We start from the raw sequence: 19972 nt of genomic DNA, 5'->3' as shown, positions 1-19972 counted from the left end.
CTACCGTTCAACCAACGCCATCTTAGCGTTGTACCAGTTCATAAAGACTGAAATCGTGAGACTCAGCGTGAGGTAAACCGCCATGGTCATGGCAATGATTTCAACCGCCTGACCGGTTTGGTTCAGGGTGGTTCCCATAAACACGCTAACGATATCCGGATAACCAATGGCCGTTGCCAAAGAGGAGTTCTTCGCTAGGTTCAGGTATTGGCTAGTCATCGGTGGAATGATAACGCGCATAGCCTGAGGAATAACAACCAGACGTAACGATTGCGATGGCGTCAAACCAACTGAAAGCGCTGCTTCTGTTTGGCCATGGCTCACAGCCAAAATACCAGAACGCACAATCTCGGCGATAAATGCTGCGGTGTAGATACTGATCGCAATTAACAGTGCCAGTAACTCCGGAATAATCCGCGTTCCGCCCTGGAAGTTGAATCGCTGAAGCTCAGGAATATCCCAAGTTAACGGGCTGCCAGTCATTACGAAAACAGTCAGTGGTAACAAGATAATCAGCGCTAATGCAGTCCAGAATACAGGAAACGGCTGACCGGTCTTATACTGACGATTTCTTGCCCAGCGACGCATTAGGAAGGCTGCAATAATACCCACTGCAAAAGCAATCAGCGTTAGATTGAAGTTTTCGCCACCGACGGGATAGGGTGCGTAAAGCCCCCGAACATTCAGGAAGAAGCTATCTGCGATCGATAAACTGTCTCTGGCAGATGGCATTGAGCGCAAGACCACGAAATACCAGAAGAAGATCTGGATCAATAATGGGATATTACGGAAAGTCTCGATGTAGATCGTGGCTAATTTTGAGATTAACCAGTTCTTAGAAAGTCTTGCGACACCAATCAAAAAGCCCAACACTGTTGCCAGAATAATACCTAGTACGGTAATCAGTACGGTATTTAGCAAGCCAACAATAAAGGTCCGACCGTAGGTTGAGTCGGCAGAAAATGGAATTAGTGATTGCAGGATGTCAAAACCCGCACGTCCTGATAGGAAGTCAAAACCGGTAGAGATACCCCGGGATTCCATATTGGCGAGCGTATTATTGACAATATAAATTAGGAAAACACCCAGTCCTATAATGAGCAGGATTTGGAAGAAGAGGGCCCGGTAATGCGGGTCATTCCAAATGGGTGGTTTTCCCGGAGTAAGTCCTTGTTTTTGCGTACTCATAGAATAGGCGCCTATAGATCAAAGGATAACTACGGATAGAATCAAACACTGCCAGCGCCCCGAAAGGGCAGACTGGCAGTGTTTGTAACAGTGATGGAGCCCACTGAAATGTGGACTCCGGATGTCACATGATTAACGGATAGGTGGTGCGTATTGCAGTCCGCCTTTGCTCCATAACGCGTTAAGACCACGCTCAATTTTCAGAGGAGAGCCTGCGCCAACTGCCATGTCGAAGCTTTCACCGTAGTTACCAACTTGGCTTACGATGTTGTATGCCCAGTCATCAGACAGACCCAGCTTCTCGCCTTCGCCACCCATGAAACGCATGATTGCAGGATCTTGGCTCTTCTTCATTTCTTCAGCGTTAGCTTTAGTAATGCCCATCTCTTCAGCATTGATCATTGCGAATAAAGACCAACGAACAACGTTAAACCACTGATCGTCGCCTTGGCGAACAACAGGGCCTAAAGGCTCTTTAGAGATAACTTCTGGAAGTACGATAGCCTTCTCAGGGTTCTCAAGCTTAATGCGTAGAGAGTACAGCTGTGATTGGTCAGAGGTCAGCATGTCGCAACGACCCGCTTCAAAACCTTTGATAGTCTGGTCAGCAGTGTCATAAGTCACAGCTTTGAAAGACATCTTGTTAGCTTTGAAATAGTCAGCCAAGTTCAATTCAGTGGTAGTACCAGCCTGAATACAAACCGCCGCGCCATCAAGCTCAAGTGCGCTTTTAACGCCCAGATCAGTGCTTACCATGAAGCCTTGGCCATCGTAGTAGTTAACACCGGCGAAGTTCAGACCCAGTGACGCATCACGTGTCAGAGTCCAAGTAGTGTTACGGGATAGCACATCAATCTCGCCAGACTGTAGCGCAGTGAAACGCTCTTTAGCAGTCAGAGGAGAGTACTTAACTTTAGTAGCATCGCCCAGAACAGCAGCGGCAACTGCGCGGCAGACGTCAACGTCGATACCCTGCCAGTTACCTTTTTCATCAGCAGCAGAGAAGCCAGCCAGACCGGTACTTACTCCACATTTAACATGATCATTCTTTTTTACAGTATCTAGGGTGTCTGCAAACGCGGTAGAAGTGCCCAGCATTGTTACCGCAGCAAGCCCCAATAAAATACTTTTTTTCATGTGCTATCCTCAGTTTTATGTAAAATTTAACTGTTATCTTTCGGTGGATCTAGGCGAGGTTCGCCCGATCCCCTGCATTAAATAATACCTAATATTGGTTACAAATTGTTATACTTTTTGCAGTTGCTTAAAAATAGATCTATTAGTTATTTAGATACTAATTATCTTGTCTATAAGATAATGGCTTAGTATTGGGATAGATTGCTTTAACACCGTGTTTAGAAAAATCCTTGCATAATGAACGCGAACACAGTCCAATAAACGTAATGATCAACACGGAGAGATTCATATGACGAGGTTTTTACTCGGTTTTTTCAGCTTTGGATGGCTGAGGGGGCTGGACTTTTTGCCACCCCTGTTACTGCGATTATTTTTAGCCCCGTTACTTTGGGTTTCCGGTTCTAACAAGCTAGGGCTGTTTTCGGCGGCTGATAGTGATTGGCTGAATCCTCTCACTTGGGTTGACATGAATGCTTATGCCTCGACGGTTGAAGCACTCAAGGCATCGGCCTTACCTATTCCTTTTCCGGAATTAATGGCTTGGGTGATTCCGGGTATTGAAATCGTCGGTGCTATCTTGTTATTGATCGGTTTTGCTGTGCGTTGGATTTCTCTACCAATTTTGGTTTTGGTCGTCGGTACGCTGGTGATGATGTTATCGGGCAAAGATATTGCACAAGTTGCAGAAAGCTTTGTGGCGACTCATGGCTATATTGATCCGGAAACTAATTCACTCAGCCAAATTCTGACTTACCTGATTATGTTCCTGACCTTGTTCTTTATGGGAGCAGGGCGCTATTTTAGTATCGACTGGATGCTGTATCACAAGCTGCAGTTGCGATTAGCGCGTATCAAAGCAAGTAAAGCGACATTAGTGAATGATCCGTTTGCGGTGAATGCTACCACACGGCCATCCTAAGCTAGTTATGAAGCCGGTTCAGCGTTTGAAAATAACGTAAACAGAACCGGTTCCGCCATCGCGGGGCTGCGCCGAATGAAAGGCCAGTACCCGTGGATGTTGCAGTAGCCAATGATTCACATATTGTTTCATGATGGGCTCTTGTCCCATTTTGGAGCGATTATTTTTTCCATGAACAATGCAAGCGCAGCAACTTTCAATTGGGAAAGCCAGCGCAATAAAGTCCAGTAATACTTGTTTCGCTTCTCTAATCGTCAAGCCGTGCAAGTCTAATTCTTCGCTAATCATCAGCTTGCCTTGTCGCAGGCGCTTAAACAGTCGGTTTTGAATACCCGGTCGGCAATAACTTAGTACAGTCTCAGCCAGTACTTTATCCACTTCCCCTGAATCTGATAGTATGTCCGCGGCTGACTCCGACTCTTCAACTTCACGTGCGCGCAACTTCGGCGTGACTAGAACGGGCTTGCGTTCTACCTGATTAGAGGGTGGTTGTGGTCTGACATCAGCAACGGCTGCACGAAACAGCGCTTCATCGCTGGCATTGTCAGGTATTTTTTTAGTCATGGGCAGAACAATGCTCAGTATGCAGTGAATTCAGTTCAGGTTTACTAACCTGGAGATAATAATACAAATGAAAATTTTACTTAGCAATGATGATGGCTATTTTGCGTTAGGTCTGGGGATGTTGCGCGAAGCATTACAAGGCGTCGCAGAGGTCGTAACTGTTGCACCAAGCCGCGATTACAGCGGGGCCAGTAATTCATTAACCCTGACCGCTCCCTTACGTTTATCCGAACGAGGCGATCAACTTTACAGTGTTGAAGGCACGCCTACTGACTGTGTTCATCTTGCGTTAACCGGTTTACTGGACACTGCGCCGGATGTCGTGATCGCCGGCATTAATGCGGGTGCTAATCTTGGCGATGATGTCATTTATTCGGGGACGGTTGCGGCAGCGACCGAGGGGCGTAACCTAGGCTTGCCTGCATTAGCAGTCTCTTGCTGTAGCTCAAACCCTCAACACTATGCCTCTGCCGTTAAAGCGGTATTGCAATTACTGCCCAAGCTAGCAACTCTTAAAATCGGAACAGACACTATTTTAAATATCAATGTGCCGGATCTGCCATGGGCAGAAATAAAAGGCTTTCAGGTGACACGCTTGGGCAAGCGTCATCATGCTGAGCCGGTCATAAAACAAAAAGACCCCCGTGGGCGAGATATTTATTGGGTTGGCCCGGTGGGCGATACGCTTGATGCTGGTCCTGGGACTGACTTTCATGCGATAGAAGCTGGTTATATATCCATCACACCGCTGCATATTGATTTAACTCAGTATCAGGCAATGAAATCAACTGAACTATGGCTGCAGGAGTGCGACTAAGATGCAGGATTTAGATATTCGGGGGATTGGCATGACCTCGCAGCGCACCCGTGACCGCTTAATTGTAACGTTACGGGAAATGGGGGTTGTGAATGAGGAAGTGCTACGAATCATGAGCTTGGTTCCGCGCCATCTTTTTATGGATCAGGCGCTGACATCACGCTCTTATGAGAACACGTCGCTACCCATTGGGCATGGCCAAACGATATCCCAGCCCTATATTGTTGCCAAGATGACTGAACTATTATTAAGCGGCTCTGTCCCAGAGAAAGTACTGGAAGTCGGGACAGGCTCAGGCTACCAAGCGGCCATTTTAGGCGGCTTAGTACGTGAGCTGCATACGGTAGAACGTATCACTCCGCTGTACCGCAACGCAAGAGAGCTACTCTATCGTTTAGGGTATCGTAATGTACGGGTACATTTAGCGGATGGCAGCTGGGGTTGGGAGCAGGCTGCACCATACGATGCAATTATGGTGACCGCCGCACCGGAGACCGTGCCAGAGGCATTAAAGCAGCAACTTGCCATTGGGGGGCGATTGGTTATCCCAGTTGGTGCAGAAAATGGCCAACAGGTGTTGCAGCTTATCCGTAGAGAATCAGAAGATAGCTACACAGTTGAGAACAAAGAAGCAGTTGTATTTGTACCACTGTTGGATAAAATTAATTAAAAAAGTCCTTTAAAATGAAGCTGTTTTCTAATATATATAAGAAAGTAATTGAGTTAGCAAAGCACCGTAATGCGGAATATTATTTGGGTGGGTTGAGTTTCGCCGAATCCTCATTTTTTCCTATCCCGCCAGACGTAATGCTCATGCCTATGAGTCTGGCGCGGCCGGATCGCTGGATCAGATATGCTTTACTAACAACAATAGCGTCCGTACTGGGTGGTGTCGCAGGTTACCTCATCGGCATGTGGGCGTTTGAATGGCTCGAATCCATTCTGACAACAGGGGGGTATGAAGACCGGTTTGAACAGGCTAAAAACCTATTCAGTACCTGGGGAGTCTGGGCTGTACTAGCCGCAGGGTTCTCACCAATACCTTATAAATTATTTACAATCACTGCTGGCCTGCTCTCAATGGCCTTCATTCCTTTCCTGATCGCTTCGGCTATCGGGCGGGGCGCCAGATTTTTTCTGGTCGCAGGTTTGGTGGCAAAAGCAGGCCCCACGATGGAACCAACCATCTTAAAATACATAGAATGGCTAGGTTGGTTGGTAGTTGGATTGTTGATTATGATAATTATTTTTACGCAGGTATGAATAACATGAATAGAAAACTCAAATTATTAGTCGCAGGCTCGCTTGTTTCTATCATCACGACCGGTTGCTCGACTTATGGCTCACGTGGAAACACGGACCCACAAACCAGTGGTGGATATAATAACGGCGGTTACGCCACACAACAGCAAGCATCTTCAGCTGCCGTTGCTGAGCAAAATCAGCAGCAAGCAATTAACAACTGTAATGCATGTGCCGTCGCTGCTCGCCCGCCAGTAGTAACAACTACAACGGTAGCAAACAACAATGGTCGCTCACAGCAGTGGTACATTGATCAGTGGAATCGCCAGCAACAGCAACAACAAGCCGTTGTTCGTGCTCCAGCTCCTGCGCCAGTGAAGCAGGCGACGACTACCAATGGTCGTTCACAGCAGTGGTACATCGATCAGTACAACCGTAGCCAAGCGGCTAAAAATAAGGCTGCTACAACGACAGCAACTAATGGCCGTTCAAAACAGTGGTATGTTGATCGCTTCAATGCGCAACAAGCAGCAAAACGTGCAGCGCAACAGGCTCCAGCTTATGTACCACCTAAGCCAGTTGTAGTACAGCCAGCGTATGTACCACCAGTACAGGCTAAGCCGTATGTACCACCAGCTTATGTAGCACCGGCTCCTGCGCCAGCACCTAAAACAAGCACACAGTATGTAGATTATACGGGTGGCGTTGCAGCAACTACGCAAGCGCCAAGCAATAAGAGCCTGTACACCGGTTCTTACCAGCAGCCAAGCACTACATACACTCAGTACACGCCTAAGACTTACACCAGCGGTGCGTCTTCTTCATCCACAACGTACACAAACAACTCTACTTACACTGCACCAGCAGCCACTTCCAATGGCAGCACATACACAGTTAAGAAGGGTGACACCGTATTTGAAGTTATGCGTCAAACAGGTGTTTACTGGAAAGAAATCATCAGCATGAATAATCTGCAAGGCCCAAGCTTCACGATTCAGCCAGGCCAGCAGTTACGTTTGAAGTAATTAAAACGTAAGCCAGATAAAAGCCGCTAACCATTTGCATGGATAGCGGCTTTTTTATTACCTGCTGTATCTATCGGAGCTTATCCCCAGTCTAGCAAACGACTCCAAAAGCCCTTAGGATTAGGTTGTGGATCATTTTCCATTGATTTTTCAGGGTCGACATAGAACTCTAGGTTTTCATAACTCAGCAGTCCGACATGGGTATCTACCAATTCACCCTCAGGTGAGATGATGAAAGTCGTTGGAATGCCGATCACTTCACCAAAGGCATACATTGTGCTTTCCTGTGTAGGAATGATTGGGTAGTTGATGCCCTGATCAGCAATGAATTGCTTTAAGGTTTCTGGCGTATCCATACCCGCATCCATGCCTAACACCACAACGTCGTCCGGATTATTGTTTACAAAGCGAATCAAGTCAGGAATTTCCACACGGCATGGCGGACAAAAAATGGCCCAATAATTAGCCACAACCCATTTGCCTCGATAGTCTGATAGCTTTAAAGCTTTGCCATCACTATCTTCAAAGCTGAAATCCTTAACCGGCGCTGCAAAGCTGCTGGTGCTTGCCAGTAGTGCCGCCAGTAAAACGACTCTTAAATAAAACATAAATTATTACCCTTAGCTTGTTACGTGGTAAATTAGCACGTTTTCAGCTGTTTTGAATGATTTCCACAGGTATTGTCATGAGCGAGCAAACGATCATCTATCACAACCCCCGCTGTTCAAAATCCAGAGCAACACTGGAGTTGTTGGAGTCTAAAGGCGAGCAGCCTGAAGTCATTAAATACCTTGAAACGCCCCCATCAAAAGCGACCTTAAAACAGGTGCTTAGCTTTTTGAATTCGTCACCCCGTGAACTGATGCGCAAAGGCGAGCCGGAGTATAAGGAACTTAGTCTGGATGATGCCTCATTGACTGAGGATGAATTGCTGGATGCGATGGTGGCCAATCCTCGTTTAATTGAGCGCCCGATTGTAGTCAAAAATAATAAAGCGGCGATCGATCGTCCGCCAGAGTCTGTGTTGGATATTCTGTAATGAAAACAATACTGGTTTTATACTACAGTCGCCATGGCGCAACGAAAGACTTGGCCAAACTCATTGCGCGCGGTGTCGAGCAAGTTGAGGGTGTTGAAGCGGTTCTTCGCACCGTGCCCGAAGTTTCCCCCGTTAGCGAAGCCACTAAAAGCAGGGTGCCAGACAGTGGCGCGCCTTATGTGAGCTTGCAGGAATTGGTGGATGCCGATGGTTTAATTATGGGCTCTCCAACGCGCTTTGGCACAATGGCATCACCGTTAAAGTATTTTCTGGAGCAAACTTCAGCTGCGTGGGTATCGGGTAGCTTGGTGGGTAAACCTGCTGCGGTATTTACTTCGACCTCTAGTCTGCATGGTGGGCAAGAGGCTACCTTGTTATCAATGATGGTTCCCTTATTGCATCATGGCATGTTGGTGAGCGGTATTCCGTATACCTCATCCGACCTGATGACGACCGAGACTGGTGGCACACCTTATGGTGCATCCCATGTTGCTGGTATTCAGAATGATCAGTCGGTGAGTGATCATGAGCATCGTTTATGTATTGCTTTAGGTAAGCGCATCGCTAATTTAGCTGTGAAGTTGTCTGCATGAACTCATTAAAATCATCCAATATTTTAACGCTGGTGTCGCTATTTGGGTTGTTGCTGCTAGTTATCATCTGGAATGGGTGGCTGGCTACGGTACAAAACGTCCCGCGCTCTTTTGAAATTGCCGTTTTCTGCATTCCCTTGCTGTTTTTTATGCGGGGCATTCTGTATGGGCGACGTGGCACGCATGTTGCGGCCATGGTGTTAGCGTTCTTCTACTTCTTAGCTGGAATCTCGCATGTCATCGACCCCGCCGATAGGCTCTACGGGGTTTTGATGATTATTCTAAGCTTGGGTCTCTACCTTGGTGGTTACTTCTACGCCCGCAACCACGATCGGGTAGAGCAGGCTAAGCTAGATGCTGCCGAAGCAGAAGCCTCTGCCAAAGAAGGAGCTACCTCCAAAGAAGAAGCCAACGCAAAAGCCGACCCCAAGGTTTCAGAGTGAGTTGGCTTCCTCTCGTTTAACTTGTTGCCAAGCTTGATCTAGCGCCTCATCGTCATAATTCGCATCATCGCCTTTGATTGCTAATAACTCTCGAAGGCGATTAACTCGCTTCTCAAATTTATTATTGGCTTTGCGCAGAGCGTTCTCTGGCTCTATTTTTAGTTGATGAGATAAGTTGGCCGTCGCCATTAACAGATCACCGACTTCTTCCTCAAGCCGCTCCTTACCTTGTTGTTGCTCCATGCATTCAATCACTTCCTCCAGCTCTTCCCTGACTTTATCCACAACCGGACGCCAATCATGCCAGTCGAAGCCAAATTTGGCAGCACGACGTTTCAGCTTTACAGAACGCATCAGCGCTGGTTGGCTTTGTAGAATGTCATCAAAATAGCCACTGCTGCCTTCCGTATTTTTCTGCTCGCGCTCTTGCGCTTTTAATGCTTCCCAATCCGCTTTTTGCTCGGCCTCATTGCTGTATTGTTTGCCTGAGAATACATGCGGATGGCGACGAATCATTTTCTGGCTAATGGCATCGGCAACCGCATTGAAATCAAAATGGCCATGCTCTTTAGCAATTTGTGCATAAAACACAATTTGAAAGAGTAGGTCGCCGAGTTCGTCTCGTAACTCGGCTGGATTATTGGCATCAATCGCCGCGCCCACTTCATGCACTTCTTCCAAGGTAAATGGAAATAAGCTTTGCCAAGTCTGGCGACGGTCCCATGGGCAACCTTGCTCGGGGTCACGCAAGGTTTGCATGACGTCTAATAATTGCTGAAGGGCGTTAGGGTCAGAATCGTTGATGATGCTCATAGTTATCAGTCCTGCTTAAAAGGCAGAAGAGAGTATACGCAAAACAGCCCGTTTTATGTTGTCAGCAGTAAGCTTTCAAGCGGGAAGGTGTGTAGCAGATAAAAATGCTGACTGATTGTTCAGTGTTGAATGTTTTGTTGGTTTTTATTGATTATTAAGCCGGCTGTCAGACTCTGCTTGTTAAGGTGACGAACGGGGAATGTGTTAAAATCTGACATTAGCGAGACTCACTTTAACTGGTTTAATCAAAAAAATTACAGTATTGTAAGCCAGCTTCAGTACTGATAAATCATCGATTAGCGGGTCAATCGTCGTCAGTCACTATCAAAAAAAATAATAGTAGAATCAATTGGATTGGACTTCATGAAGATCAAATTAAAACAGTTTAATATGGCTTGTCTTGCATCAGTAGCAGTGCTACTGGGGGCATGCAGTAATGGCGGAGAGATCAAGGCAGATGCTCCCGCTCCTAAAGTTGCAGTTAAAACAGCGGCAGTGGTTTCGGATGGCACAATGACGTGGCCAACAGACGAGCCAGAAGTTGTCGCCAAGGTGGCTCCTAAAGTGGTTGCCAAAGCTAAAGTCAAAGCGCCGGTTGTTAAGCGCCAGGCTCCGGTAAAAGTAGCGAAAGCAGCACCTCGTAAAGTGGTGGCCAAGCCAGTGGTTAAAGCGAAAGCCTATGTGCCACCTAAGCCAATTGTGGTGAAGGTTCATAAGCCAAAGCCTGCCGTTAGAGTGGCGAAAAAAGTGCAGCCGGCTCCACAAATCAGAATGGCACAAGTCCCACGCAAAGCAGTTCAGCGTACCGCTTATGTAGCACCAAAGCCTGCAGCAGTGCGTCAGGTAAGCTACCGACCACAGCCCGCGCGTGTTGCCAAAAAAGCGACCTATAATCATTATTCGCAAGGCACTCTAACGGGTGATTTTGCAGGCAACCCACAGGCAATGGCTTTCATCAATATGATGGTGAATCGTCATGGTTTTGACCGTAATTATGTGACGGGCGTATTGAGTCGTGCAGAAGCCACTAAATGGCTGAAGCGCATGGCGTATTCCGATGCACATCCAGAGCTGCGCAAGAAAAGTGGTGGCGCGCCTAACTGGACTCGTTACCGCAGTCGCTTTATCACCTCTAAGCACATTAATACCGGTACCGCATTTTGGAATAAGCACCGCAGAACATTGGAGCGTGCAGCCAATCAATACGGTGTTCCGGAAGAATACATTCTGGGTATCATGGGTGTAGAAACAATCTATGGTGGCAATGTCGGTACTGACCGTGCGGTTGATGCCTTGGCGACCATGTCATTTATGAATTCACGTCGTGGTAAGTACTTTGCCAGCGAATTGGAAAGTTACTTTCTGATGACGCGCTCAACCGGCTTAGATCCATTAAAGCCAAAAGCCTCTTATGCCGGTGCTTTAGGGTTGCCACAGTTTATGCCGAGTAATATCAAGAAATACGGTGTGGACTATGATGGTGATGGTGGGGTTAACTTGTGGACACCGGTCGATGCAATCGGCAGCGTGGCGAACTACCTGAATAAGCACGGCTGGCGTCGTGGTGAGATTGCGGCAATTCCTGCAATCCGTACGGGTGGTAACGGTTATGCCTCAATGAAGTCAGGCTTTAAGTATAAGCACTCTTTGACAACCTTAGCTCGCAGAGGTTTGAAGCCATCTTATAATGGGGTGTCTGGTCAGGTTAATATGATTAAGCTGAATGTGACTGGCGGCCAAGAGTATTGGATTGGCGGCAATAACTTCTACGTGATTACGCGTTATAACCACAGCACTCACTATGCGATGGCTGTTCATGAGCTGGCCCAGGAAATCAAGAAGCGTGTTAAGCCAAGCCGGGTAAGAACGCCATTACTGGAGGCTTCCCGTGATCAGGATTTGCTGACACGTGCAGCGGGCCGGTTGCTCTGATATCATACTGAGCTACTAGCATGCTTTACCAAGAAACCTCAGGCCATGGCTTGAGGTTTTTTGTTTAAAGGATTACATTCTGCAAAACCTTTCAGCGATGGACACAGTCACTTGATTTCACTAGCTAATATTACGATGCAATTCGGGGCGAAGCCTCTTTTTGAAAATATCTCCATGAAGTTCGGAGAGGGAAACCGTTACGGTTTAATCGGAGCCAATGGTAGTGGTAAATCTACACTGATGAAAATCATCGGTGGTGACCTGGTCCCAACATCCGGTAACGTTTCTAAAGATACTGATGAGCGCTTGGGTAAGCTGCGTCAGGATCAGTTTGCGTATGAAGAATTCAGTGTCATTGATACCGTCATCATGGGGCATGAAGAACTGTGGGCTGTTAAAGCTGAGCGTGACCGCATCTACTCGCTGCCAGATATGACAGAAGACGATGGTATCAAGGTTGCTGATCTTGAAATCACGTTCGGTGAGATGGATGGCTATACCGCTGAGTCTCGCGCCGGTGAATTATTGCTAGGCTTGGATATTCCAGTTGAGCAGCATTACGGCCCAATGAGCGCCGTTGCTCCCGGTTGGAAATTGCGAGTTTTGCTGGCACAGGCACTGTTCTCCGATCCAGATATTCTGCTGCTGGATGAGCCGACCAACAACCTGGATATCAACACCATCCGCTGGTTGGAAAAAATTCTGAATGATCGTAAAAGTACGATGATCATTATCTCGCACGATCGTCACTTCCTAAACAGTGTGTGTACTCACATGGCTGATTTGGATTACGGTGAGCTGCGTACATTCCCAGGTAACTACGACGAATACATGACGGCTGCCACTCAGGCGCGTGAACGTCAAATGGCTGATAACGCGAAGAAGAAGGCGAAGATCGCAGAGCTGCAGGCTTTCGTAAGTCGTTTCTCGGCAAATGCGTCTAAAGCGCGTCAGGCAACTTCTCGTGCTAAGCAAATCGACAAGATCCAGCTTGATAATATTAAGTTATCCAGCCGTGTGAATCCTTACATCCGTATTGAGCAAGAGAAGAAGTTGTATCGCTTAGCGGTTGAAGTGAGCGGCTTGAGCAAAGGCTTTGATGGTGAAGAGCTGTTCAAAAATATCGATATGATGGTTGAGGTGGGTGAGCGTATCGCGATCATCGGTCCCAACGGTATCGGTAAAACGACGTTACTGCGTTGCCTGCAGGGCGGTTTAACACCTGATTCCGGAAAAGTAAAATGGTCTGAAAATGCCAATATTGGATATTGCGCACAGGATCATGGTGATGACTTTGAGTCTGGAGAAAGCCTGTTTAACTGGATGGATCAGTGGCGCGGTGAAGAAGATGATGAGCAGGAAGTACGTAGTGTACTAGGCCGCTTGTTATTCTCTAAAGCAGACAGTGAAAAGTCCGTTAAGGTGATTTCCGGAGGTGAGCAAGGTCGTATGATCTTTGGTCGCCTAATGCTACAGAAGCCAAATATCTTGCTGATGGATGAGCCGACTAACCACTTGGATATGGAATCTATCGAGTCGTTAAACTTGGCGCTTGATCACTATGAAGGTACCTTGATATTCGTCAGTCATGACCGTGAGTTCGTATCATCGTTGGCGACACGCATTATCGAGCTGACACCAAATGGTATTAACTTCTTTACCGGTACTTATGATGAGTACTTAGCTAGTCAGAGTATCGACGGCTAATAGAAGTCAAGAGCAGGCTGGAGCAGAAAACTGTTCCAGCCTGCTTGCTTTTAGATTAGCGAGACTTCTTTAAGACAACTGTTGAATACTCATTCGAGCGCATTGTCATAAAGCCATTCTTTAATGAAACGCTCGATTCTTTTTTTCTTGGTCTTCCCAGTACCGTATAAGTCAGTGTTAATTCATTGCCTGATATCGACCACTTCCCCATAAACGTTAGCATCTTGTAAGTATAGACATAATGCATATCGCGTTTTAAGTGGAGTTGAATGGGCGGTCCAGAAACCGCTTTCCAATTTCCGTAAAGCTCTGATTTACTTGCCGCAAATGCCGACATGTTGCTCAGCATTAAGGTGGCAATTAAAAGCCCCCAGCTAACTATTCTCATGAAACCCCCGAATTCATTGTTTTAATTAGATGTTGTCTAGCGCTCACTTAAGCCGTAGCCCTACAGCCTGACCCCTACAGTCATCTTTAGGTGAGTAGTTTGTTTTAGTGCGTGCCGCCCCCGAGATAGCCAGAATAAATTAAGGCTAAAAGCAAACCACCAAACAAGATTCTGTAAATACCAAATGCTACAAAGGTAAATTTTTCCAGGAAGTTAATGAACAACTTCATGGCAAGATAAGCCACGATAAATGCCGTTACAAAGCCAACGCCCAATGCAATTAAGTTTGCGCCAGTAAATTCCTCGTAGTGCTTGAGAAGGTCATAACCACTGGCTGCTACCATTACTGGCATTGCGAGTAGGAATGAAAATTCCGCACTGGCCTTACGGCTCAGCCCCACGATCATTGCTCCGATGATGGTAGAACCGGCACGGCTGGTGCCCGGAACCAATGCAAACACCTGTGCGATACCCACCCAGATTGCTTGCTTATAACTAATGTCATCAACCGTTTTAGTTGCAGGCACACGACCTTTCTGGAAATACTCGATGATCAAAAATACCACACCTCCGACTATAAACATAATAGCGACTGTCTGAACTGTAAATAAAGCTTTGATCTGATTGCTGAATATAAAACCAATTATTCCAATGGGAAGGAATGCAATAGCGACCTTTACCCATAAGTTAAAATATTTGACCGTGAATTTCTCACGATAGTTCGCAACTACTGCCAATATGGCTGCCAGTTGGATAATGACCTCAAAAGCAGCATTTGCCTTAGTCTGGTCTAGTCCTAGCCATTCGCTAGCGACTATTAGGTGTCCTGTTGAAGAAATGGGCAAAAATTCAGTAAAGCCTTCGATGGCGCCTAGAATTATAGCGTGAATAATATCCATAAAGAATCACTTAAAATGAGATAAATCTGATTGTTTTTTAAATTTCGGAGAAGAATACAGGTTAAAACACCCTGAGGAAAGCTTACCGCTGAATAGAGTACTCGTTAGTGTATACGAATAATGAATTTACGCGTTATTTACACGGCTGAGAACTGACTCTGCTTTGTTATTACGTAATAATCAGCGCCATGGATTATAGTGTATTTTTTAGCTAGCCGAACTGAACTGAGTGGAAATTTATGAGCAGCGCAACTGAAAACCCGACAAAGAAGAAAAGCAAACGATGGATTGGTATGTTGATGCTGCCTTTGATTATTGTTGCAGCCGTTATGTTAGTTCGGTCGATGATGCAAAGCAAACCGCCTTTAGAGCACGAAGTGAAACAGTTTCCGGAGCGGCTCGCGCATGTGATTACTGTAGAGGAGATTCCCTTTAGGGCGCATGCGGTAGGTTATGGCAGTGTGGAGCCTTCGGTTGTGCTGAAATACAAGGCAGAGGTTGCGGGGAAAGTGACTTATGTTCATCCCAGCCTGAAGCAGGGTGGCAGTATTGCCGCAGGCACTGAAGTGATTCGCATTGAGCCAACCACCTATGAGATTTCATTAGGGCAAAGTAAAGCGGGCTTGGCCAATACGCAATCCTCACTCAAGCAGTTAGAGGCCGAGGAAAAAAGCGCTAAAAATTCATTAGAAATTGCGAAGCGAAACCTCGCATTAGGTCAGCAAGAATATAATCGGGTACGGTCTTTGTGGGATAAGCGTTTAATTGCACGCTCCACCTTGGATGCTGAGCAACAGAAAGTATTGCAGTTAAGTGCCAGTGTCGAAACCATTCAGGGAAACCTCGATACGTTTAAAAGTCGGCGCGCCGCAGTTCAGGCACAAATTCAGCAATCTAAAAGCAGTGTTGCTGGTAGTACTGATACCTTAGCGCGGACAACAGTATCTTTACCCTTTGATGCCCGTATTGGTGAGGTGCTGGCAGAAGAGGGTGCGTTTGTCTCGGCGGGTACTCAGCTATTTGAAGCACTCGGCACACAGGCGGTTGAGATTGATGCACAGTTATCGGTTAGGTCTGTTGGGCAGCTGATGGGCGCGTTTGTAAAAGATTTGGGGGCAGCGCCAGCCGTTAGTCAAATGGAGAGTGCGCTGAGTAAATTAGCGCTGGAAGCCAAAGTACACCAAGTTGCTGATTCGCTTCCCGTTAGTTGGAATGCAAAGTTGGTGCGAGTGGGTGAGTCGGTCGATAGCACTCGCGACACGGTGAGTTTTACGGTTCGGGTAGAAAATCCATACGAAGGCGTGATGCCCGGTAAGCGTCCACCGTTATTAAAAGGCTTGTACGTGGCGGTCGAGTTTAAAGCACCACCCATTAATTATATTGTGATTCCACGCGAAGCCGTTCATGAAGGGCGAGCCTACGTAGTGGGTGCGGATAATAAGCTGGAGATTCGTCCGGTCACGCCAATGATGACGCAGGGTAATTTGGTGGTCATTGCTGATGGTTTATCGGTTGGAGATCAAGTCATTATCAGTGATTTAGTGCCAGTCATTGAAGGGCTTCCGCTTAAGCCGATTGAGTTGCCGGAGGAGCTAGAGTCTCTTCGTAAAGAAGCGCTAGGTGAGGTTGCTTTATGATTCGCTTTTTTGCGCTGCACCCAACGGCAGCCAATATCCTGATGGTGGCAATTGTTGCACTGGGTTTGGTGACTGTGCCATCGCTAAATAAGGAAACCTTTCCTGCACTGGAGTTAAATAAATTTACGGTGACGGCGGCTTACCCCGGCGCCAGTACGGCCGATGTTGAAGAGGCTATTTGTACGCGTTTAGAAGATGCTACGGATGGTATTAGCTTCACTGATGAGCAAAGTTGTGAAGCACGCGATAGTGTTGGAATCCTAACCATAAGCATGCAGGAAGGCGGTGATGTTAAGCAGTTCGAGGATGATATCAACTCTGCTGTCGATACCATTACCGATTTTCCTTCTGAAGTAGAAGATGTGGTTGTCACTAAGTCCGGTCGCACCGATGCAGTGGTTGATATCGCGATTACCTCAGAGGGGCTAACGGCCTCTGAGCTTAAAGCCTTGGCAGAGTACTACCGTAAAGCATTGTTATCGATTCCGGGTGTGCCACTAGTTTCAGTGTCAGGCTTTTCAACGCATCAGTTAATGGTGTTGGTCGATGCCGAGACAATGCTGAAGTACCGACTAAGCATTCAGGACATTGCCAGCTTAATTCAATCTCAAGCAGTGGATTTGCCTGCGGGCACGATCGAAAGCTCGGATAAAAGTTATCTGGTACGCTTTTCGAATGCTCGTAAAACGGTTGAAGAGTTGGCTGATTTGGTCATCCTGAATACCGATAAAGGTGGTGAAGTTCGCTTAGGTGACATTGCCAAAATACAAGATCAGTTTGATTTAGATGAAGAGCGAATTGAGTTTAATGGTGAGCGTGCTGCGGTACTGAGTGTCACCAAAAACCGCAGCGACGATACCATCAAAGTGTTTGACAAGGTTAAAGCCTTTGTTGATGACCAAGTGGAGCGTTTGCCGGCGGGTACTAAAATGGTGCTGACGAATGATCAGGCCACGATTATTAATGACCGGCTACAGCTGTTGTCTACTAATGCCTGGCAGGGGCTGATTTTAGCCAGCTTAGTGTTGTATTTGTTTTTCAGTTGGCGCTATACCTTGTGGATTGCGATGGGTTTACCGATCTCCTTTTTAGGTGGTTTGGCAATGATGAGTTGGTTTGGCGTCAGTATTAATATGATCTCAATGGTGGGATTGCTGATGGCGATTGGTATTCTGATGGATGATGCTATCGTGCTTTCTGAAAGCATCGCCCATGAGTATAAAAAGACCCATAACCCCGCCGAGGCCGTTGTCGTTGGTACTCAGCGAGTGATACGTGGGGTGTTTTCCTCATTCCTAACCTCAGCGTTGCTGTTTGGTAGCTTGTTGTTTATGAAGGGTGACTTGGGGCAAATTCTGGGTGTGTTACCAGTCGTTTTGCTGTCAGTACTCACGGTGAGTTTGTTTGAAGCATTTTTTGTATTGCCGCACCACCTAAAGCATTCGCTGGAGCATGGTCATGAGCGAGAGCCGCCTCGCTGGCGTGTACTTTTTGAGAAGGGCTTTTTACGCTTGCGTAATGGGGCAACACACATGGGCGGATTGGCTATCCGTTTTCGCTACATCACGGTGGGTTTGGCTATTGGTTTGCTGATTGTTTCAATCGGTATGATTATCACGGGTGGTCTGAAATTTAAAGCCTTTCCAAGTCTCGAGGGGAATGTCGTTGAGGCTAGAGTACTACTAGCACAAGGTACGCCATTGGCAAAAACCGAAGGAGTGGTTGAGACACTAATCCAAAGTTTAAATAAAGCGCGTGATGAGTTTGCCGACCAAAACGATCAAGAGCTGCTGAAAAACGTGATTGTGACCTACAACAAGAATGTGGATTCCTCAGAAAGTGGAACACACATTGCCACAGTCAGAGTCGACTTCTTAGAAACGGAATACCGAAACACCAGTCTGCGTGAATTCATTCCTGCCTGGCGACGTTATACCGGCGATATTCCGATTGCCATCAACCTTCAATTTAAAGAGCCATCGCCTGGTCCTGCAGGGCGTGCGATTGATATTCGCTTAAGTGGCGATGATCTTGATCAGTTATCTGAAGTGTCTTGGGAGGTGCAGAATTGGCTTAATGGTTATAAAGGGGTATCCAATCTTGCGGACAATCTTCGTCCCGGTAAGCCACAATTTAGCTTCACGTTAAAGCCCGGTGCCTTGCGAAAAGGAGTCACTTCGCAAATGGTGGCCTCGCAGTTACGAGCGGCTTACCAAGGTGTGAAGGTGGATGATGTTTATCAAGGCACTGAAGCTTACGAAATACAGGTAAAACTGGGCAGTAGCGCACAAACGGCACTGGCTGACTTTGATAACTTTAATATTATCACCAGTTCGGGCGAAGCCATTCCGTTGGTTAGCCTGGTTCAAATTACTGAAAAACGTGAATACGCACGGATTGGTCATATTGAGCGCAAGCGAGTGATTAATATCTATGGTGATATAGACTCGCGAGTGGCAAATACTGCTGAAGTGCTTAAAGATTTTCAGGCGAAGTTTTTACCCGAGCTTGAAAAGCGCTATCCCGGAGTTGGTGTCGCTTTGGAAGGTGAAGTGGCTAGCGGCAATGAAACTAATAGTTCGATTCTAAGCGGTTTTGTGCTGGCTTTACTCGGGGTTTTCTTACTGCTGAGTCTGCAATTTAAAAACTACCGTGAGCCGTTGTTGGTGATGGTGAATATTCCCTTGGCGCTGATTGGTGTGATTTGGGGGCATATTCTAATGGGGCAGGACCTGTCGATGCCGAGTATGATCGGCTTTGTCTCACTGGCAGGTATTGTGGTGAATGATTCGATTTTGCTGGTGGAGTTTGTGAAATATCGCAGTGCTGAAGGCATGGCTTTGCACGATGCGGCAAAACAGGCGGTGCATGATCGTTTCCGGGCCGTGTTTATGACATCGGTGACTACTGTTGCCGGTATGGCGCCTTTGCTGTTTGAAACCAGTTTGCAGGCACAGTTGCTGATTCCGTTAGTAACCAGTGTGGTGTTCGGAATGTTAAGCGCAACGTTGCTGGTGCTGCTTGTGTTGCCAGCTTTGTACGGCATTATGGAAGATATCGGCTTTATTGAGATATCAGAAGCCGAACCATCCGAAGCGCTAATGAATGCTTAAAGGCTTCATAAGCGCCTTGCAAGAACTTACATCGCCTGAGGGGCGTTGGGAGTTCTTGCCGGGATAATCACGGTCGCTTTCTGTTTGCGTTCGTAGATGGCGGATTTGACAGCAATGGTCAATTCGCTGACGCAGATATCTAAATAAGTATTGGTGTGCTCTTCAGTAATACCATCTTCGGTCGCAAATTTTCGGCACTGGCTAACAATAAAGGCTTTCTCTTCGGGGCTGACTTTGACGTTTTTTAACTTGTCCGAAGGATCTTCTTTTTTAACGCTGGGGGCTGGTACATGTTCTGTTGCGGTGGTTTGCTTATCGGGTTGACTGGTAGCCATCACCGCTGGCGCCAATAAAATCAGCGCTAACAGGGGCGGGAAAATCTTCATCATACTGTCCTTGTTTAATGATGCTTGGGGTGTTGCTGACTATTTATAGAGCAAATATGACGATTCGCCCAGTAAGTATTTATTATCATTACGATATAGCCAGATAATTACAATACCAGCTCCACGCCAA

20 protein-coding genes are annotated in these 19972 nt (G+C 46.8%); 12 read left to right on the top strand and 8 right to left on the bottom strand.

Annotated elements, in window-relative coordinates; translation table 11 throughout:
- Nucleotides 1-1188 carry an amino acid ABC transporter permease gene (locus LEUMU_RS0114420; protein ID WP_022952995.1) on the bottom strand — a complete coding sequence of 396 codons (1188 nt, stop codon included), beginning with the start codon at nucleotides 1186-1188 and terminating at the stop codon, nucleotides 1-3.
- Between the two features lie 132 nt (nucleotides 1189-1320).
- Nucleotides 1321-2325, bottom strand: coding sequence for an amino acid ABC transporter substrate-binding protein (locus LEUMU_RS0114415; protein WP_022952994.1), 1005 nt, complete (start codon nucleotides 2323-2325; stop codon nucleotides 1321-1323).
- Between the two features lie 289 nt (nucleotides 2326-2614).
- On the opposite strand from LEUMU_RS0114415, the gene LEUMU_RS0114410 reads away from it, so the two are divergent.
- The gene (locus LEUMU_RS0114410) at nucleotides 2615-3244 is read left to right on the top strand and encodes a DoxX family protein (protein WP_022952993.1); all 630 of its coding nucleotides are present in this window, start codon (nucleotides 2615-2617) and stop codon (nucleotides 3242-3244) included.
- 18 nt (nucleotides 3245-3262) lie between these two features.
- Here the strand turns inward: LEUMU_RS0114410 and LEUMU_RS0114405 are convergent, their stop codons facing one another.
- Nucleotides 3263-3808, bottom strand: coding sequence for a Smr/MutS family protein (locus LEUMU_RS0114405; protein ID WP_022952992.1), 546 nt, complete (start codon nucleotides 3806-3808; stop codon nucleotides 3263-3265).
- A 67-nt stretch (nucleotides 3809-3875) separates the two neighbouring features.
- On the opposite strand from LEUMU_RS0114405, the gene surE reads away from it, so the two are divergent.
- The 4 genes from surE to LEUMU_RS0114385 are packed head-to-tail and all read left to right on the top strand — an operon-like array spanning nucleotide 3876 to nucleotide 6892.
- A complete protein-coding gene (gene surE / locus LEUMU_RS0114400) occupies nucleotides 3876-4625 on the top strand; it encodes a 5'/3'-nucleotidase SurE (protein ID WP_022952991.1) in 750 nt (249 codons plus the stop codon).
- 1 nt (nucleotide 4626) lies between these two features.
- Nucleotides 4627-5295, top strand: a complete 669-nt coding sequence (locus tag LEUMU_RS0114395; RefSeq protein WP_022952990.1) for a protein-L-isoaspartate(D-aspartate) O-methyltransferase — start codon at nucleotides 4627-4629, stop codon at nucleotides 5293-5295.
- 14 nt (nucleotides 5296-5309) lie between these two features.
- The gene (locus LEUMU_RS0114390) at nucleotides 5310-5888 is read left to right on the top strand and encodes a YqaA family protein (protein ID WP_022952989.1); all 579 of its coding nucleotides are present in this window, start codon (nucleotides 5310-5312) and stop codon (nucleotides 5886-5888) included.
- 5 nt (nucleotides 5889-5893) lie between these two features.
- The gene (locus LEUMU_RS0114385; RefSeq protein WP_169446434.1) at nucleotides 5894-6892 is read left to right on the top strand and encodes a LysM peptidoglycan-binding domain-containing protein; all 999 of its coding nucleotides are present in this window, start codon (nucleotides 5894-5896) and stop codon (nucleotides 6890-6892) included.
- 80 nt (nucleotides 6893-6972) lie between these two features.
- Here the strand turns inward: LEUMU_RS0114385 and LEUMU_RS26160 are convergent, their stop codons facing one another.
- Nucleotides 6973-7500: a TlpA family protein disulfide reductase gene (locus tag LEUMU_RS26160; protein WP_022952988.1), complete on the bottom strand. Its 528-nt coding sequence runs from the start codon at nucleotides 7498-7500 to the stop codon at nucleotides 6973-6975.
- 77 nt (nucleotides 7501-7577) lie between these two features.
- Here LEUMU_RS26160 and arsC point away from each other — a divergent pair, with 77 nt between their 5' ends.
- From arsC to LEUMU_RS28115, 3 genes are read left to right on the top strand one after another with little or no spacing between them, the layout of a single operon-like run.
- Entirely contained in the window at nucleotides 7578-7931 is a 354-nt protein-coding gene (gene arsC / locus LEUMU_RS0114375; protein ID WP_022952987.1) for an arsenate reductase (glutaredoxin), read from the top strand.
- Nucleotides 7931-8524 carry an NAD(P)H:quinone oxidoreductase gene (gene wrbA / locus LEUMU_RS0114370; protein ID WP_022952986.1) on the top strand — a complete coding sequence of 198 codons (594 nt, stop codon included), beginning with the start codon at nucleotides 7931-7933 and terminating at the stop codon, nucleotides 8522-8524. The genes arsC and wrbA overlap by 1 nt, the downstream gene beginning before the upstream one ends.
- The gene (locus LEUMU_RS28115; RefSeq protein ID WP_022952985.1) at nucleotides 8521-8967 is read left to right on the top strand and encodes a DUF2069 domain-containing protein; all 447 of its coding nucleotides are present in this window, start codon (nucleotides 8521-8523) and stop codon (nucleotides 8965-8967) included. Before wrbA ends, LEUMU_RS28115 begins: the two co-directional genes overlap by 4 nt.
- On the opposite strand, the gene mazG is transcribed toward LEUMU_RS28115, so the two are convergent.
- A complete protein-coding gene (gene mazG / locus LEUMU_RS0114360) occupies nucleotides 8959-9780 on the bottom strand; it encodes a nucleoside triphosphate pyrophosphohydrolase (protein ID WP_022952984.1) in 822 nt (273 codons plus the stop codon). The genes LEUMU_RS28115 and mazG overlap by 9 nt on opposite strands.
- A 363-nt stretch (nucleotides 9781-10143) precedes the next feature.
- On the opposite strand from mazG, the gene mltB reads away from it, so the two are divergent.
- Nucleotides 10144-11712 (top strand): lytic murein transglycosylase B, encoded by a 1569-nt coding sequence (gene mltB / locus LEUMU_RS28110; RefSeq protein WP_022952983.1) that lies wholly within the window; start codon nucleotides 10144-10146, stop codon nucleotides 11710-11712.
- Nucleotides 11713-11823: 111 nt separating this feature from the next.
- Nucleotides 11824-13419: an ABC-F family ATPase gene (locus LEUMU_RS0114350; RefSeq protein WP_026744789.1), complete on the top strand. Its 1596-nt coding sequence runs from the start codon at nucleotides 11824-11826 to the stop codon at nucleotides 13417-13419.
- A gap of 55 nt (nucleotides 13420-13474) precedes the next feature.
- On the opposite strand, the gene LEUMU_RS0114345 is transcribed toward LEUMU_RS0114350, so the two are convergent.
- Nucleotides 13475-13807, bottom strand: a complete 333-nt coding sequence (locus LEUMU_RS0114345) for a hypothetical protein (RefSeq protein WP_022952981.1) — start codon at nucleotides 13805-13807, stop codon at nucleotides 13475-13477.
- Between the two features lie 104 nt (nucleotides 13808-13911).
- The gene (locus tag LEUMU_RS0114340) at nucleotides 13912-14706 is read right to left on the bottom strand and encodes an undecaprenyl-diphosphate phosphatase (protein WP_022952980.1); all 795 of its coding nucleotides are present in this window, start codon (nucleotides 14704-14706) and stop codon (nucleotides 13912-13914) included.
- 239 nt (nucleotides 14707-14945) lie between these two features.
- Between LEUMU_RS0114340 and LEUMU_RS26145 the strand changes: the two genes are divergently transcribed.
- Nucleotides 14946-16343 carry an efflux RND transporter periplasmic adaptor subunit gene (locus LEUMU_RS26145; RefSeq protein ID WP_022952979.1) on the top strand — a complete coding sequence of 466 codons (1398 nt, stop codon included), beginning with the start codon at nucleotides 14946-14948 and terminating at the stop codon, nucleotides 16341-16343.
- Nucleotides 16340-19456 carry an efflux RND transporter permease subunit gene (locus LEUMU_RS0114330; protein ID WP_022952978.1) on the top strand — a complete coding sequence of 1039 codons (3117 nt, stop codon included), beginning with the start codon at nucleotides 16340-16342 and terminating at the stop codon, nucleotides 19454-19456. Before LEUMU_RS26145 ends, LEUMU_RS0114330 begins: the two co-directional genes overlap by 4 nt.
- A gap of 26 nt (nucleotides 19457-19482) precedes the next feature.
- Here LEUMU_RS0114330 and LEUMU_RS0114325 read toward each other — a convergent pair whose 3' ends face one another.
- Entirely contained in the window at nucleotides 19483-19845 is a 363-nt protein-coding gene (locus LEUMU_RS0114325; protein ID WP_157474350.1) for a hypothetical protein, read from the bottom strand.
- Nucleotides 19846-19972 lie beyond the last annotated feature (127 nt).

Source organism: Leucothrix mucor DSM 2157, from assembly GCF_000419525.1.
In the GTDB taxonomy this organism is placed as follows: domain Bacteria; phylum Pseudomonadota; class Gammaproteobacteria; order Thiotrichales; family Thiotrichaceae; genus Leucothrix; species Leucothrix mucor.
This window is presented reverse-complemented; position numbering and strand designations above follow the sequence as displayed.

Bases quoted from the DNA above. Each gene is read 5' to 3' on its own strand.
- LEUMU_RS0114420 (WP_022952995.1), bottom strand. From the start codon at position 1,188: ATGAGTACGCAAAAACAAGGACTTACTCCGGGAAAACCACCCATTTGG.
- LEUMU_RS0114415 (WP_022952994.1), bottom strand. From the start codon at position 2,325: ATGAAAAAAAGTATTTTATTGGGGCTTGCTGCGGTAACAATGCTGGGC.
- LEUMU_RS0114410 (WP_022952993.1), top strand. From the start codon at position 2,615: ATGACGAGGTTTTTACTCGGTTTTTTCAGCTTTGGATGGCTGAGGGGG.
- LEUMU_RS0114405 (WP_022952992.1), bottom strand. From the start codon at position 3,808: ATGACTAAAAAAATACCTGACAATGCCAGCGATGAAGCGCTGTTTCGT.
- surE (WP_022952991.1), top strand. From the start codon at position 3,876: ATGAAAATTTTACTTAGCAATGATGATGGCTATTTTGCGTTAGGTCTG.
- LEUMU_RS0114395 (WP_022952990.1), top strand. From the start codon at position 4,627: ATGCAGGATTTAGATATTCGGGGGATTGGCATGACCTCGCAGCGCACC.
- LEUMU_RS0114390 (WP_022952989.1), top strand. From the start codon at position 5,310: ATGAAGCTGTTTTCTAATATATATAAGAAAGTAATTGAGTTAGCAAAG.
- LEUMU_RS0114385 (WP_169446434.1), top strand. From the start codon at position 5,894: ATGAATAGAAAACTCAAATTATTAGTCGCAGGCTCGCTTGTTTCTATC.
- LEUMU_RS26160 (WP_022952988.1), bottom strand. From the start codon at position 7,500: ATGTTTTATTTAAGAGTCGTTTTACTGGCGGCACTACTGGCAAGCACC.
- arsC (WP_022952987.1), top strand. From the start codon at position 7,578: ATGAGCGAGCAAACGATCATCTATCACAACCCCCGCTGTTCAAAATCC.
- wrbA (WP_022952986.1), top strand. From the start codon at position 7,931: ATGAAAACAATACTGGTTTTATACTACAGTCGCCATGGCGCAACGAAA.
- LEUMU_RS28115 (WP_022952985.1), top strand. From the start codon at position 8,521: ATGAACTCATTAAAATCATCCAATATTTTAACGCTGGTGTCGCTATTT.
- mazG (WP_022952984.1), bottom strand. From the start codon at position 9,780: ATGAGCATCATCAACGATTCTGACCCTAACGCCCTTCAGCAATTATTA.
- mltB (WP_022952983.1), top strand. From the start codon at position 10,144: ATGAAGATCAAATTAAAACAGTTTAATATGGCTTGTCTTGCATCAGTA.
- LEUMU_RS0114345 (WP_022952981.1), bottom strand. From the start codon at position 13,807: ATGAGAATAGTTAGCTGGGGGCTTTTAATTGCCACCTTAATGCTGAGC.
- LEUMU_RS0114340 (WP_022952980.1), bottom strand. From the start codon at position 14,706: ATGGATATTATTCACGCTATAATTCTAGGCGCCATCGAAGGCTTTACT.
- LEUMU_RS26145 (WP_022952979.1), top strand. From the start codon at position 14,946: ATGAGCAGCGCAACTGAAAACCCGACAAAGAAGAAAAGCAAACGATGG.
- LEUMU_RS0114330 (WP_022952978.1), top strand. From the start codon at position 16,340: ATGATTCGCTTTTTTGCGCTGCACCCAACGGCAGCCAATATCCTGATG.
- LEUMU_RS0114325 (WP_157474350.1), bottom strand. From the start codon at position 19,845: ATGATGAAGATTTTCCCGCCCCTGTTAGCGCTGATTTTATTGGCGCCA.